Raw genomic sequence first — 12,951 nt, 5'->3', positions numbered from 1 at the left:
AGCAGCGCACCGTGGACGTTCGAGGGCTACGAGATGGTCGTGGGGCTCGAGGTCCACGTCGAACTGGCCACGCGCACCAAGCTGTTCTCCGGGTCCCCGAACCGATTCGGTGACGACCCGAACACCAACATCGACCCGGTCACCCTCGGTCTGCCCGGTGCGTTGCCCGTGCTCAACCGTCAGGCCGTCGAGCTGGCGATGAAGATCGGCTTGGCGCTCAACTGCACGGTCCAGCCGTGCACCTTCGCCCGGAAGAACTACTTCTACCCCGACATGCCGAAGGCGTACCAGATCAGCCAGTACGAGGATCCGCTCAACGTCGACGGCTGGCTCGATCTGCCCGACGGGACCCGGATCGGCATCGAGCGCGCCCACATGGAGGAAGACGCCGGCAAGACGGTGCACGCCGGCGAGAGCGGGCGCGTGCACGGGGCCGAGCACTCCCTGATCGATCTCAACCGGGCGGGCGTCCCGCTGGTCGAGATCGTGTCGCGGCCCGATATGCGCTCACCCGAACAGGCGCGCCAGTACGTCGCCGAACTGCGTTCGATCCTGCTCGCCGTCGAGGCGTCCGACGCCAAGATGGAGGAGGGCTCGATGCGCGTCGACGCGAACGTGTCGGTGCGGCGTCCGGGCGGCGAACTCGGCACCCGGTGCGAGATCAAGAACGTCAACTCGATCCGGTCCGTCGGGCGCGCCATCGAGTACGAGGCCAAGCGTCAGATCGTCCTCATCGAGGGTGGCGAGGCAGTGCGCCAGCAGACCCGTCACTGGGACGAGGGCGACGGCAAGACCCACACCCTCCGCGACAAGGAAGACGCCGACGACTACCGCTACTTCCTCGAGCCCGACCTGGTGCCGCTCGCACCGGAGCGGTCGTGGGTCGAGCACGTGCGGGCGTCGATCCCGGTCCTGCCGTCGGCGCGACGGGTCGCTCTGGCCGAAGCCGCCGGTGCGGCCCCCGACGACGAAGCGATCGTCACGATCGTCGACCGTGGGCAGGATGCGTACGTGCTGGCCGTCGTCGAGGCCGGGGGCGACCTCGGCCGGGCGATCGTCCACGTCCAGCAGGCGTTCGCCGAACAGGGTGCCGACCCGGCCGTTCCGGCCGGCGATCTCGCCGCGCTCACGACGATGGAGACCGGCGGACAGCTCACCGCGACGCAGGCCAAGACGGTCCTTGCCGATCTCGTCGAGCGTGGCGGTGGCGACCCTGCCGCGATCGCCGCCGAGCGCGGATTCGAGGCGATGGACACCTCCGAGCTCGAGTCGATGGTCGACGACGCAATCGCCGCGCAACCGGATGCGTGGGAGAAGTTCTGCGCCGGCGAAGGCAAGGCGATGGGCGCCCTCGTCGGTCACATCATGAAGGCGAGCAGGGGCCAGGCCGACGGCAAGCTCGTCAGCCAGATCCTCAACAGCCGCAAGGGCTGAGCGTCAGCTGGTCGCCAGCTCGTCCCGAGTCGCTTCGAGGAGCCGGCCGGGGGCGGCGACGACGCGGTTGCGCCCCGACCGCTTCGCCTCGTACAGCGCGATGTCGGCGCGGGCGATTGCATCGGTCGGGTCGTCGCCCCACGCCGTGCCGATCGACACGGTGAGGTTCAAGACGGTGCCGTCGACCTCGATCGGGGTCGCCTCGACGGCGGCGCGCACCCGTTCGCTCACACAGCCGAGTGCCGCACTGTCGCCCGAATCGAGCACGATCGCGAACTCTTCCCCGCCGTAGCGATATGCGGTTCCCCGCTCGCCGACAGCATCCTCGATCGTGCGGGCCACCGACCGGAGTGCGACGTCGCCGGCCTGATGGCCGTGGACGTCGTTCACCAGCTTGAACCGATCGACGTCGACCATCAGCACGAGCACGTTTCCGGTCACCGATTCCAGACGCTCGTCGAGCGCGCGACGATTCGCGAGGCCGGTCAACGAGTCGACGTACGCCTCGGTGTGGATCAGCTCACGCGACATCGCCCCGGCCAGTGCCGCACCGACGAGCGGTCGGAGCGCGGCGAAGGTGTCGATCTCGTCCTGGTCGAAGGGGCGTCCGGGACGGCGGGTGAGCACGATGACCCCGGCGGCGTGACCGGCGGCCACGATCGGCGCTGCGAGCACGCTGCGTCGCTCGCCGATGGCCGGATCGTTGGCGACGACACCGATCTCGCGACCGGTCGCCACGGTGCGTGCGACCACGCTCGATCCGACGCTCGACATGTCGAAGTGCTCGAGCCCGATCGATCTGCCCCGTTCGAAGCCGTCGTCGGTGACACGGACGTACACGGCGGCCTCGGCGCCCGTGATCGCCATGGCACGTTCGGCCGCGATCGCCTCGACCTCGTGCACCGTGTGCACCTCGGCGAAGCTCCGCCCGGCGTCGAGCAGATCGCTCGCGCGATGGTCGGGTGATGGGGACGATCGGCGTCGACTGGCGATCGCCCAACCGGCGACCCCGGCCGCAGCGGCGATCGCGACGATCGCCCACGTCGGGAAACCGGCGCTGTCGCCGTGTCGGTCGCGGCCGTATGGCACGTCGATCGGCCCTCCGGGCGGATCGGGGGCGCCGGGGGACTGTGGCGCGAGCTCGCCGCGCTCGACGAACGCGGTCAGTGCAGCCGCGGTCACCTCGATCGGCGGTCCGGGACGAGGTCGGATCGGTGCCCGCCCGCCGTGGTGCAGGAGGTGGTCGATCGCATGCAGATAGCCGTCACCATCGATCGAGAGCTGCCGACCCTGGTCGAGCCGGGAACGATCGCCGCGCGGCAGCGGTTCGAGCGCCTCGTACACCGGCCGACTGAACGAGATCCCGTCGTCGAACATCGTCTCGAGGTAGTCGTGGCCGTCGTGTTCGAGCCGGTCGAAATCGGCGAGGTCGACGGCAGCGATCGTGCCGTCGAGCGAATCGGTCAAGGCCGACATCGGCGACCCGGCAGCGAAGCCTCCCGCTTCCCGGATCGTCACCATCTCCCGCGCGACGAGGACAGCCGCCTCGTGGGCCGAGCGGGCCTCGTCGTCGGACGCGACGATGCCGTCGAGTCCTGCGGCGGCGACGATCTCGGGGCCCCCGCCTGCCACGATCGTCACCGCTGCGATCGCTGTGACGATGCGGCGGGAAACCATCGTTCGTTCATCGGCGACGGCCCTGTGGTTCTTGAGTGTCAGGAGGGTGTCAGCACTCGCAGACCGGCGGCCTCGTAGGCGGCCTCGACGATCTCGAGATGCTCGGGGTGACGAGCCAATCCGACGATCGAGCGGCCCGAACCGGTCACGTTCACCGCTGCCCCGGCGGTGCGGCCGACCTCGACCAGTCGCCGCTCGGTGGGTGTGAGCTCGCTGACCCCGAGTCGCACCCCGAGCGTCCGGTGGAGGGCATCGGCGACCAGTTTCAGATCGCCGTCGATCAACCCGCGTCGTGCGCGACCGGCCTGCACTCGCAGTTCGCTCATCGCAGCGGTCACCGTGGCGTCACCCCCGTCGAATCGGCGTCGGAGCGAACGGTTCGCGGTCCGGGGTGCGACATCGGTCGACCGACCGATCGCCGTGGAGTCGTCGTGCGACCAGGCGACGAACAGGGGGAGATCGTCGGGTGCGTCGATCGTGTCGATCGTGTCGGTCGTCTCGGAATCGAAGGTCGCCGCCACCGCGCCACCGTGGGCCGGCACGGCGAACTCGGCGAGCGAGACATCGGCGCCGAGCCGGGTTCCGACGACGTCGAACGCCGTCGCGGCGAGATCGGCGGCATCCCAGTGCTCGTCGCCGTCGAACGCCCGAAGCGCACGCAGTGTGGCGATCGCGAGCGCTGCACTCCGGCCGAGCCCGACGCCGTCGGGAATGTTCGTCGACAACGACAGCTCGACCGGCGGCACCTCGCCGCGCCGCTCGGTGATCGCTGCGACCGCGGCGTCGACCAGCGCTCGCTGAGCGGGGTCGGTGCCTCGGTGTGCGAATCGGCCCGTCGCGGACTCTCGCAACGCCGCCATCGCAGTCAGGTCGGGCAGCGACACCGCCGTGATCGCGCCGCCGTACCGCTCCGACGGGTTGCCCGCCAGCACCGCGTGCGCCGCGCACGAACTGACGATCGAGCGGCCGGTGGTCATCGGCCCATGGCTACCACGTCGACGCGGACGATCAGCCGTTCAACGCGATGTACTGCTGGAGGAGGGCGTTGCTCGTGTCGGCGGCCGCGGCGAGTGTCGATTCGACGTCGGCTCCGTTGTAGATGCTCGCCAGTGCCGCGGCCATCTCGTCGCGGACCTGTCGATGCGGACCGATCTGCGGTCCGGCGTGGGCGAGATCGTCGGGGCTGTTGGCCAGCTGCGTGTACGCCACCCGGAACCGAGGGTCGTCGGCATACGTCGTGGCGAGCGGTTCGAGCTCGATCGCCTCGTCGACGATCGGCAGGTACCCGGTCCGGACCGCCCACTCCGACTGGACCGCCGGGGTGATGAGATAGGTCAGGAAGTCCCAGGTGGCCGCCGTGACCTCGGGATCGTTGCCGGCGACGACGTAGTTGGCGGCACCGCCGACGATCGCCGTCTGTTCCGCCGACAGACCGGGCAGCCCTCCCACACCGACGTCGTCGGGTGTGAGTCCCTCCACCAGGCCGGAGCCGAGCACGTTGATCACCGTGCCGAGCCCGGCCGATGTGCCGATCGTCATCGCAGCGGGATCGGCGGTGTCGGCCATCTTCAGGAAGTTGTCGGACCCGCCGGCGTTGTCGCCGACGTTCACGGCGAGCCCGTCGGCGACCATGTCGCGCAGGAAGGTCACGATCCCGACCCCGGTCGCGTCGGCGAGATAGACCTCGCCGGGCAACGCTTCGCGCCCGTTGCCGTTGTCGACGAACAACTCACCGGCGTTGGCGAACCACTGCTCGATGAACCAGCCGCCGCCCGAATCGATACTCGTGTCGAGTGCGATCCCGTAGCTCGCTGCGCCGGAGTCGACGAGCTGCTGCGACATCGCGCGCAACTCGTCGAACGTGGTCGGCGGTCGTTCGGGATCGAGACCGGCCTGTTCAAACATGACCTGGTTGTAGTAGAGGATCGGATTCGACACGTTGAACGGCATCGCCCACTGCACGCCGGCGGTCGAATATGCCTGGACCGCCGACGGCTGGATCACCGACGTGTCGAAGCCGGCGTCGCGGACGCACACCTCGACCGGAATCACCGTCTCGGAGTCGATCGCCTGCTGGAAGCCGTACTCGGGGAACATCACGATCTCCGGACGTCCGCTGTCACCCGACTGGTAGTACTTGTCGATCACCTCGAGATAGCCGCCCTGGTTCTGGAGATCGACGACGACGCGATCCTGGCTCGCGTTGTACTGATCGACCACGAACTGGAGCGCCTCTTCGTTGTCGGCGGTCATGCCGTGCCAGTACGTGATCTCGACCGGACCGTCGGCCCCGTCGAGCGCCCCGGTCGGACAGTCGGGATACCCGTCGAGCGACACCTCGGTCGGGGCCGTCGTCGCCGGCGCCGACTCACCGCCCGCCGAGTCGGTCGAGGCCGTCGAGTCCGTCGATTCGGTGGCCGGCTGGTCCGTCCCGTCGCTCGCCCCGTCGTCGGTGGTGTCGGTCTCGGCCGTCTCGGCGTCGGTCGCCCCGTCGTCGGTGGCGATCTGATCAGCCGGCTCGGTGGTCTCGGACGTCTCGGTCTCGTCGGGGTCGTCCTGGCCCGCGGTGATCGCCGATTCGCCGCTGCCACAGGCGGCGACGAGGAGTGACGCCGTGGCGACCAGGGCGGGGATCGTGATGCGCCTCATCCCTTCACCGCCCCCGAGGTCAGACCCCGCACGAGCGACCGCTGGAACAGCAGCAGTGCGACGAAGATCGGGACGGCGGCGATGACGGTGCCCGCCATCAATGCGTTCGGCTCGTCGATACTGCTGCGGCGCAGCAGTGTGAGGCCGCTCTGGACGGTGTTCATGGATTCCTCCGTGGTGATCAGGTTGGGCCACAGGTACTGGTTCCAGCTCGACAGGAAGCTGAACAGGGCGAGCGCGCCGACGGTCGGCACGATGACCGGCAAGGCGACGTAGCGCAGGAAGGCCAGATGGCCGGCGCCGTCGATCCGGGCGGCGTCGCGCAACTCACCCGGTACGGCCATCAGCGCCTGGCGGACGAGGAACGTGCCGAACGCCGTCGCCAGGAACGGAACGGCGAGTCCCTGGTACGTGTTGAGCCAGTCGAGACCGTCGACCGTGCGCCGATTCACGACGAGTGTGGCCTCGATCGGCACGAGCAGGGTTGCGAGGAAGGCGACGAACAGCACCGTGCGACCGGGGAAATCGAGCATCGCGAAGGCGTAACCCGACAGCAGCGAGGTGGCGACCTGGGCGATCGTGACGATCATCGCCACCACGAACGAGTTGAACAGGTATCGCCCGAGATTGCCGTCGCTCCACGCGTTCATGATCGGTTCGAGCGTGAACGAATCGGGCACGAGCGGATTGACGAGCACCTTGTCGCCGGGCTTGAAGGCGGCGACCAGGGTGGTGTAGATCGGGAACAGGGTGAGGAACGCGACGATCCCGAGCAGGGTGTAGCGCCCCACGAGTCGGGCGCCGGTGATCCGATGTTCAGCGGCCATGGCTCACCTCGTCGGTCGCTCGCCGTGGTTCAGTCGCCATAGTGCACCCGCCTACCGAGCGACCAGAGTTGCAGGAACGACAATCCGAGCAGGACGACGAACAACAGCACGGCGGTCGTTGCCTGAAGACCCTGGTCGGTCGCCATGATCGAGTTCCGGCCGTAGGTGAGGTACGTGATCGTCGTCGTCGAATCGTCGGGTCGAGGCCCGCCCTCGGTGAGGAGATCGATCTCGCCGTACGCCTGGAACGCGCGTGTGGTGAGCACGATCAGGACGAAGAGCAGCGACGGACCGAGGAGCGGCAGCGTGATCTTCCAGAATCGACGCGTCCCGCCGGCGCCGTCGAGTGCCGCTGCCTCGTAGAGATCGTCGGGGATGCCCTGCAGACCGGCGGTGATGATGATGAAGGTGAAGCCGAGATTGGCCCACACACTCGACAGCGCCACCGACCACAGCGCCGTTCCCGGATCGTTGAGCAGACCCGGTTGCTTGATCACCGGGAACGCATCGGCGATCCAGCCGATGTTCGAGAGCACACCGACACTCGGTTGGAGGAGGAACAACCACATCAGACTGGCCACCGCGACCGAGGTGGCGACCGTGGAGGAGAAGATCGCCCGGAACACACCGACACCCGACAGGTGCTTGTGTGCGAGCACGGCGAGACCGATCCCGAATGCCAGACCGAGTGGCACCGTGACGAGTGCGAACTGTGTCGTCACCCACAGCGCGTGCTGGAACTCGGTCGATCGGAAGGTGTCGGCGTACTGGTCCCAACCACCTTCGATGCAGCGAGTACCGGTCGAGTTGCAACGTTCGGTGCCGAGGAACACCGCCTTCACCAGGGGATAGACGATGAAGGCGCCGAGGATGATCGCCGATGGTGCGAGCAGTGCCAGTGCAACCGGGAGTTGCCGCCAACGGCGGCGCTCGAAGACCCGGTTCGTCATGACCAGCAGCGTAGAACCACCCGCGAGATCGCCACCAGTGACGTCGGAAACACTCGGCAAACCCCCGATGAACGTCCCAAGGCGTGAACGAACTGCGGAACTATTCCGCAGTTTGTTCACGCATTGGTCGGGGTGGCGGCGGGGTGCGTGGGCGAGTGGCGGGAATCGGACGGCGTATCGTGGTGTCCGATTCCCGCCTGAGTGTCGGTCTCGGGTGGACGAGGATGACACCCATGTTCGACGGCACCGTGCTCGACCCAGACCGCTGCTATCTCGCCTCGCAGAGTCGCGACGAGCGGTTCGACGGTTGGTTCTACGTCGCCGTCCGCACCACCGGCATCTACTGTCGACCGAGCTGCCCGGCGATCACCCCGAAGCGTGCCAACGTCGAGTTCCATCGCACCGCCGCCGCCGCACAGCAACTCGGATTCCGGGCGTGCAAGCGCTGCCGGCCCGATGCGGCACCCGGGTCGCCCGAGTGGAACGTGCGCGGCGATGTGGTCGCCCGTGCCATGCGGCTGATCGGTGACGGCGTCGTCGATCGCGACGGTGTCGCCGGCCTCGCCGATCGTCTCGGGTACAGCGAACGCCATCTCAACCGCCTGCTGACATCCGAACTCGGCGCCGGCCCGCTGTCACTGGCCCGTGCACAGCGGGCGCAGACGGCCCGCACCCTGATCGAAACGACCGATCTGTCGATGACCGATGTCGCGTTCGCCGCCGGATTCGGCAGTATCCGCCAGTTCAACGACACCGTCCGCGAGGTCTATGCGTCGTCGCCCACCGAACTGCGGAGCCGAACCCGACACCGGAGCGGAACCGCCGGTGGTGTCTCCGTCCGGTTGCCGGTCCGCCGACCGTTCGCCGGCGGCACCCTGCTCGCATTCGTCGGCGGACACGCCGTGCCCGGTGTCGAAGCGTGGGACGGCGAACGCTATGCCCGATCACTCGCGCTCCCGAACGGTCACGGCACCGTCGACATCACCCTCGACCACGTCGGCGACGTCCGTGCCGAGTTCCGGCTCACCGACTGGCGCGATCTCGCCCCGGCCGTCGGTCGGGTCCGTCGCCTGCTCGATCTCGACGCCGATCCGGTCGCGATCGACGAGATCCTCGGTGCCGATCCGATCCTCCGGCCGCAGATCGAACGCAACCCGGGGTTGCGGGTGCCCGGCGGTGTCGACCCGTACGAGGTGTTGGCCCGCACGATCATCGGGCAGCAGGTGAGTGTCGCCGGCGCCCGCACCGTGACGGGCCGGATCGTCGCGGCGATCGGCGAACCGCTCGCCGTCGAACACGACGTCCTGACCCACGTGTTCCCGACGATGGACCGACTCGCGGCAGCACCGCCCGATGCCCTGCCCATCCCCATGGCCCGCAAGCGCACCCTCCGATCGGTGGCCGAGGCGGTGGCCGACGGTGATCTCGTGATCGATCACGGCGACGATCGGCGAGCCGTCGTCGACGAACTGTGCAGCTACACGGGCATCGGACCGTGGACCGCCGAAACGGTCGCGATGCGCGGTCTCGGTGACCCCGACGTCTTCCTCCCAGGCGATCTGGTCGTCCGACGGGCGCTCGAGGCGAACGGTCTCGACGTCGCCGCCGCCGACCGATGGCGGCCCTGGCGCACCTACGCCATGCACCACCTCTGGGCGACCGTCTGGACACCCCCGACATGACGCTCGACACCACATCTATCCGTCCCGACACGACCAGCCAGGAGCCCCTGCCCATGACGAATCGATCCGCCACCATGTCCTCGCCGGTCGGCACCCTCACCGTCGTCGCCAACGACACCGCGGTCGTCGCGATCCGGTGGGACACCGAATCCGACGATCGGCACCCCGATGCCCACAACCCGGTCGACCGGTCACTCGGCGACGTGGTGCCGTGCGACGACATCTCGAGCCATCCGGTCCTCGCCGCAGCGATCGCACAGCTCGACGAGTACTTCGCCGGCACCCGCACCGATTTCGATCTCCCGCTCGAACCGATCGGGACCGACTTCCAGCGTCAGGCGTGGGAACAGCTCGCGGCGATCCCGTTCGGCGAGACCATCACCTATGGCGAGCAAGCGGTCCGGATGGGCGATCGGAACAAGATGCGGGCCGTCGGCGCCGCCAACGGCAAGAATCCGATCCCGATCGTGGTTCCGTGTCACCGCGTCGTCGGCGCCGACGGCAAGCTCACCGGTTTCGCCGGTGGGATCGACAACAAGGCCTGGTTGCTCGACCACGAGTTCCGCGTTCGGGCCGGCGCCTGACGTCGTTCAGAGCCGCCACGATCGCAACACGTCGTTGAGGAAGGTGCCGGTCGGGTCGACGGCATCTCGCTGCGACCACCACTCGGTCCAGCGATGGTGGACGCCGGCGAGATCGGCACCGGAGAAGGCGTGCATCTTGCCCCAGTGCGGGCGTCCGTCGTAGCGGCGGAACACCTCCTCGCAGGCATCGAAGTACGGCCGGTCGTCGAACTCGATCAAGCGGTGCACCGAGATCGTCGCCGTGTCGCGTTCGTAGGCGGGCGACAACCAGACGTCGTCGGCGGCGACGGTGCGGTATTCGACCGGCATCTTCACCTCGGGGAACCGGGCCGTGACCAGCTCCCGGATCTCGTCGAGGCAATCGAGCGACCGGTCGTACGGCACGGCGAACTCCATCTCGGTGTGCACTCGCGGGCGGTGGTTCGGCAACACCTCGTAGTTCCAGCCGACACGGGCACCCTCGTCGGCGAGCGGGTAGCTCGCCGGTTCGTCGGTCTCGTCGATGATCTTCACGAACGCCCGGTCCGACTGCGGATACCAGAAGAACTCGGCGTGGCGGTGCTCGTGCACCAGCCGGTCGATCTCGGGCCGGAGGTCGTCGTAGGTCGACGGGAAGGCCGATTCGGCCAGCCGGAACGCCGGTACGACCGCCAGATCGAGTTCGACGACGACGCCGAATGCGCCCAGTCCGAGCCGTGCCGCTCTCCACAACGCCGGCTGTTCCTGCTCGGAGGCGTGCACCACGGTGCCGTCGGCGGTGACGAGGGTCAGTCCGGCCACCCGGGTCGACAGATTGCCCAACGTGCGACCGGTGCCGTGGGTTCCGGTCGCCGTCGCACCGGCGATCGTCTGACGATCGATGTCGCCCTGATTGGGGACGGCGACACCGGCGTCGTGCAGCGGTCGGCCCAGTGCTGCGATCGTCGTACCGCCGTACACCGACGCCACGAGGCGATCGGTATCGACCCCGATCACGCCGCTCAAGCCGGAGATGTCGAGCACGACGTCGTCGGTCGGCACCAGCGGGAAGTGAGAGTGCCCGGAACCGGCGACGCGAACCGTGCGGCCACGTGCGGTGGCGTCGGCGACCGTCGCCGCGACGTCGTCGATGCTGCGGACGAAGCGAACCTCTGCCTGCTCGCTCCGGGAACGCCCCGACCAGTTCGACCACCCATTCGACCCCCCAGTCACGCCCGGAGCGTACCGAACGGCGGGGGAGCGGGTCGGGTCAGCGGGTGCGGTCGCGCTGCGACTGCTCGCGCCGGGCGCGAGCCTCTTCCTGCTTCTGCTTCTTCAGCTCCTTGCGCTTGGCCTTGATGGCCTCGCGCTCGGCGTCGTCGACCTTCGGCTTGCGGATCATCGGGGAGATCTGCTTCTCCTCGGCCGGCGGCAGCTTCACCAGGTCGTCGTGCTTCAGCAGATCGCGGATGATCGACGATGCCGGTGCCTCACCGGCCACGGTGGAGGCGAGCATCAGCCGTGCGATCCCGAGACCGTGTGTGTCGACGAGACCCGGCAGCACCTCGCGGAGCTGATCGCTCGACGGGTAGTCGGCGTTGTCGCCGAGCTGTTCGATGCAATCGGCGAGACAGGCGTCGGTCACGACGAGGGCGATGCTCTCCATCGTGCCGTCCATCCGGCCGTGGGTCACGGCCTCGCGCACGGTGGCGGCGTCGGCTTCACCCTTGACCAGTTCGTCGAGTGCCGACCGGTGCTCGTCGCCGAGGGCGTCGATCGCCCCGGTCAGCTCCTCGTCGGTCGTGTTCGCGAAGGCGCGGTCGACGAGGCCCAGCGCTTGGAGGCGGTTCTTGACCTGATTCACCCGCTCGACGCTACCGCCGGGCTCCGGGACTTCGGTCCCGAACCCCTGGCGGGAGCTGGCACGCCCGGGCGGCTGCGGTTACGATCGGCCCTGCAGATTCGCCACCTCGAAGGGATCCTCATGGCCACTGTCGAACTCGACAGCATCAACAAGGTGTATGACAACGGCTTCCATGCCATTCACGATCTCGATCTCGAGATCCAGGACAAGGAGTTCCTGGTCCTGGTGGGTCCGTCGGGCTGTGGCAAGTCGACCGCCTTGCGGATGATCGCCGGACTGGAGTCGATCACCGGCGGCGAGATGAAGATCGGCGAGAAGGTCGTCAACGATGTCGAGCCGAAAGATCGCGACATCGCGATGGTGTTCCAGAACTATGCGCTGTATCCGCACATGTCGGTGTACGACAACATCGGGTTCGCGCTCAAGCTCGCCAAGGTGCCCAAGGAAGAGATCGATCAGCGGGTCCGCAAGGCCGCCGAGATCTTGGAGTTGACGGCGAATCTCGATCGTAAGCCGGGTCAGTTGTCGGGTGGTCAGCGCCAGCGTGTCGCGATGGGTCGTGCGATCGTGCGTCAGCCGGCTGCGTTCTTGATGGACGAGCCGTTGTCGAACCTCGATGCCAAGCTGCGTGTGCAGATGCGTGCCGAGATCGCGGCGCTGCAGCGCGAACTCGGTGTCACGACCGTTTACGTCACCCACGATCAGATCGAGGCGATGACGATGGGCGACCGCGTGGCGGTGCTGAAGGACGGCTACCTCCAGCAGGTCGACACCCCGCAGAATCTGTACGACCGCCCGGCCAATGTGTTCGTGGCGGCGTTCATCGGATCGCCGTCGATGAACCTGTTCGAGGCAACGCTGTCGATCGATGGCGACGCCGGTTCGATCCAGCTCGGTTCGCTCACGGTGCCGTTGAGTGCGTCGTCGTTGCAGCAGCGTCCGTCGTTGCGGAACTACGACGGCAAGAAGATCGTGCTCGGCATTCGTCCCGAGGACTACGAGGATGCCGAGTTCGACAAGGATGGGCATCCGACGATTCAGGCCAAGGTGACGCTGCTCGAGGCGCTCGGGTCGGAGATCATGGTCCACTTCGGGATCGATGCTCCGACGGTCGATTCGGGTGACCCCGACGCGGTCGACGAGACCGGTGGCGGTGCGAACGCCGTTGGTCGCTTCAACCCGCGTTCTCGGGTGAAGCCGGGCGAGATGGCGACGATCGCGATCTCGACGGAGAATCTCCACTTCTTCGACTTCGAGACCCGCGAAGCCATCCACTGATCGGTCGATCGACCGATCTGCGGTCGGCTCGTCCGGAGTAGGGTCCGG

11 protein-coding genes are annotated in these 12,951 nt (G+C 67.9%); 4 read left to right on the top strand and 7 right to left on the bottom strand.

What is annotated here, in order from left to right:
- Nucleotides 1-33: 33 nt before the first annotated feature.
- A complete protein-coding gene (gatB, locus tag BDK89_RS17375) occupies nt 34-1,434 on the top strand; it encodes an Asp-tRNA(Asn)/Glu-tRNA(Gln) amidotransferase subunit GatB (RefSeq protein ID WP_133871150.1) in 1,401 nt (466 codons plus the stop codon).
- Nucleotides 1,435-1,437: 3 nt separating this feature from the next.
- Here the strand turns inward: gatB and BDK89_RS17370 are convergent, their stop codons facing one another.
- Genes BDK89_RS17370 through BDK89_RS17350 form a run of 5 tightly spaced genes read right to left on the bottom strand, consistent with a single transcriptional unit; the run spans nt 1,438 to nt 7,537 of the window.
- Entirely contained in the window at nt 1,438-3,111 is a 1,674-nt protein-coding gene (locus BDK89_RS17370) for a GGDEF domain-containing protein (protein WP_133870152.1), read from the bottom strand.
- A gap of 38 nt (nt 3,112-3,149) precedes the next feature.
- Complete coding sequence (locus BDK89_RS17365; RefSeq protein ID WP_133870151.1) at nt 3,150-4,088, bottom strand: mevalonate kinase family protein; 939 nt, start codon at nt 4,086-4,088, stop codon at nt 3,150-3,152.
- Nucleotides 4,089-4,119: 31 nt separating this feature from the next.
- Nucleotides 4,120-5,760: an ABC transporter substrate-binding protein gene (locus BDK89_RS17360; RefSeq protein WP_133870150.1), complete on the bottom strand. Its 1,641-nt coding sequence runs from the start codon at nt 5,758-5,760 to the stop codon at nt 4,120-4,122.
- On the bottom strand, nt 5,757-6,587 hold the full coding sequence (locus BDK89_RS17355) for a carbohydrate ABC transporter permease (protein WP_133870149.1): 831 nt from the start codon (nt 6,585-6,587) through the stop codon (nt 5,757-5,759). The genes BDK89_RS17360 and BDK89_RS17355 overlap by 4 nt, the downstream gene beginning before the upstream one ends.
- Before the next feature lie 29 nt (nt 6,588-6,616).
- Complete coding sequence (locus BDK89_RS17350) at nt 6,617-7,537, bottom strand: carbohydrate ABC transporter permease (protein ID WP_133870148.1); 921 nt, start codon at nt 7,535-7,537, stop codon at nt 6,617-6,619.
- A gap of 233 nt (nt 7,538-7,770) precedes the next feature.
- On the opposite strand from BDK89_RS17350, the gene BDK89_RS17345 reads away from it, so the two are divergent.
- Nucleotides 7,771-9,219, top strand: a complete 1,449-nt coding sequence (locus tag BDK89_RS17345) for an AlkA N-terminal domain-containing protein (protein WP_133870147.1) — start codon at nt 7,771-7,773, stop codon at nt 9,217-9,219.
- Between the two features lie 53 nt (nt 9,220-9,272).
- Nucleotides 9,273-9,803, top strand: coding sequence for a methylated-DNA--[protein]-cysteine S-methyltransferase (locus BDK89_RS17340; protein WP_133870146.1), 531 nt, complete (start codon nt 9,273-9,275; stop codon nt 9,801-9,803).
- A gap of 6 nt (nt 9,804-9,809) precedes the next feature.
- Here the strand turns inward: BDK89_RS17340 and BDK89_RS17335 are convergent, their stop codons facing one another.
- Together BDK89_RS17335 and BDK89_RS17330 are read right to left on the bottom strand one after the other, a co-directional pair.
- A complete protein-coding gene (locus BDK89_RS17335; protein WP_133870145.1) occupies nt 9,810-10,994 on the bottom strand; it encodes a D-arabinono-1,4-lactone oxidase in 1,185 nt (394 codons plus the stop codon).
- 37 nt (nt 10,995-11,031) lie between these two features.
- Nucleotides 11,032-11,625 (bottom strand): hypothetical protein, encoded by a 594-nt coding sequence (locus BDK89_RS17330; RefSeq protein WP_133870144.1) that lies wholly within the window; start codon nt 11,623-11,625, stop codon nt 11,032-11,034.
- Nucleotides 11,626-11,745: 120 nt separating this feature from the next.
- Here BDK89_RS17330 and BDK89_RS17325 point away from each other — a divergent pair, with 120 nt between their 5' ends.
- On the top strand, nt 11,746-12,903 hold the full coding sequence (locus BDK89_RS17325; RefSeq protein ID WP_133870143.1) for an ABC transporter ATP-binding protein: 1,158 nt from the start codon (nt 11,746-11,748) through the stop codon (nt 12,901-12,903).
- Nucleotides 12,904-12,951: the final 48 nt, after the last annotated feature.

This window comes from Ilumatobacter fluminis, assembly GCF_004364865.1.
GTDB classification, from domain to species: Bacteria; Actinomycetota; Acidimicrobiia; order Acidimicrobiales; family Ilumatobacteraceae; genus Ilumatobacter; species Ilumatobacter fluminis.
The sequence above is the reverse complement of the archived record's forward strand: the minus strand, read 5'-3'. Positions and strand labels throughout refer to the sequence as shown.

Excerpts from the sequence above, each read along its gene's own strand:
- gatB (WP_133871150.1), top strand. The coding sequence starts at position 34 with ATGGTCGTGGGGCTCGAGGTCCACGTCGAACTGGCCACGCGCACCAAG.
- BDK89_RS17370 (WP_133870152.1), bottom strand. The coding sequence starts at position 3,111 with ATGGTTTCCCGCCGCATCGTCACAGCGATCGCAGCGGTGACGATCGTG.
- BDK89_RS17365 (WP_133870151.1), bottom strand. The coding sequence starts at position 4,088 with ATGACCACCGGCCGCTCGATCGTCAGTTCGTGCGCGGCGCACGCGGTG.
- BDK89_RS17360 (WP_133870150.1), bottom strand. The coding sequence starts at position 5,760 with ATGAGGCGCATCACGATCCCCGCCCTGGTCGCCACGGCGTCACTCCTC.
- BDK89_RS17355 (WP_133870149.1), bottom strand. The coding sequence starts at position 6,587 with ATGGCCGCTGAACATCGGATCACCGGCGCCCGACTCGTGGGGCGCTAC.
- BDK89_RS17350 (WP_133870148.1), bottom strand. The coding sequence starts at position 7,537 with ATGACGAACCGGGTCTTCGAGCGCCGCCGTTGGCGGCAACTCCCGGTT.
- BDK89_RS17345 (WP_133870147.1), top strand. The coding sequence starts at position 7,771 with ATGTTCGACGGCACCGTGCTCGACCCAGACCGCTGCTATCTCGCCTCG.
- BDK89_RS17340 (WP_133870146.1), top strand. The coding sequence starts at position 9,273 with ATGACGAATCGATCCGCCACCATGTCCTCGCCGGTCGGCACCCTCACC.
- BDK89_RS17325 (WP_133870143.1), top strand. The coding sequence starts at position 11,746 with ATGGCCACTGTCGAACTCGACAGCATCAACAAGGTGTATGACAACGGC.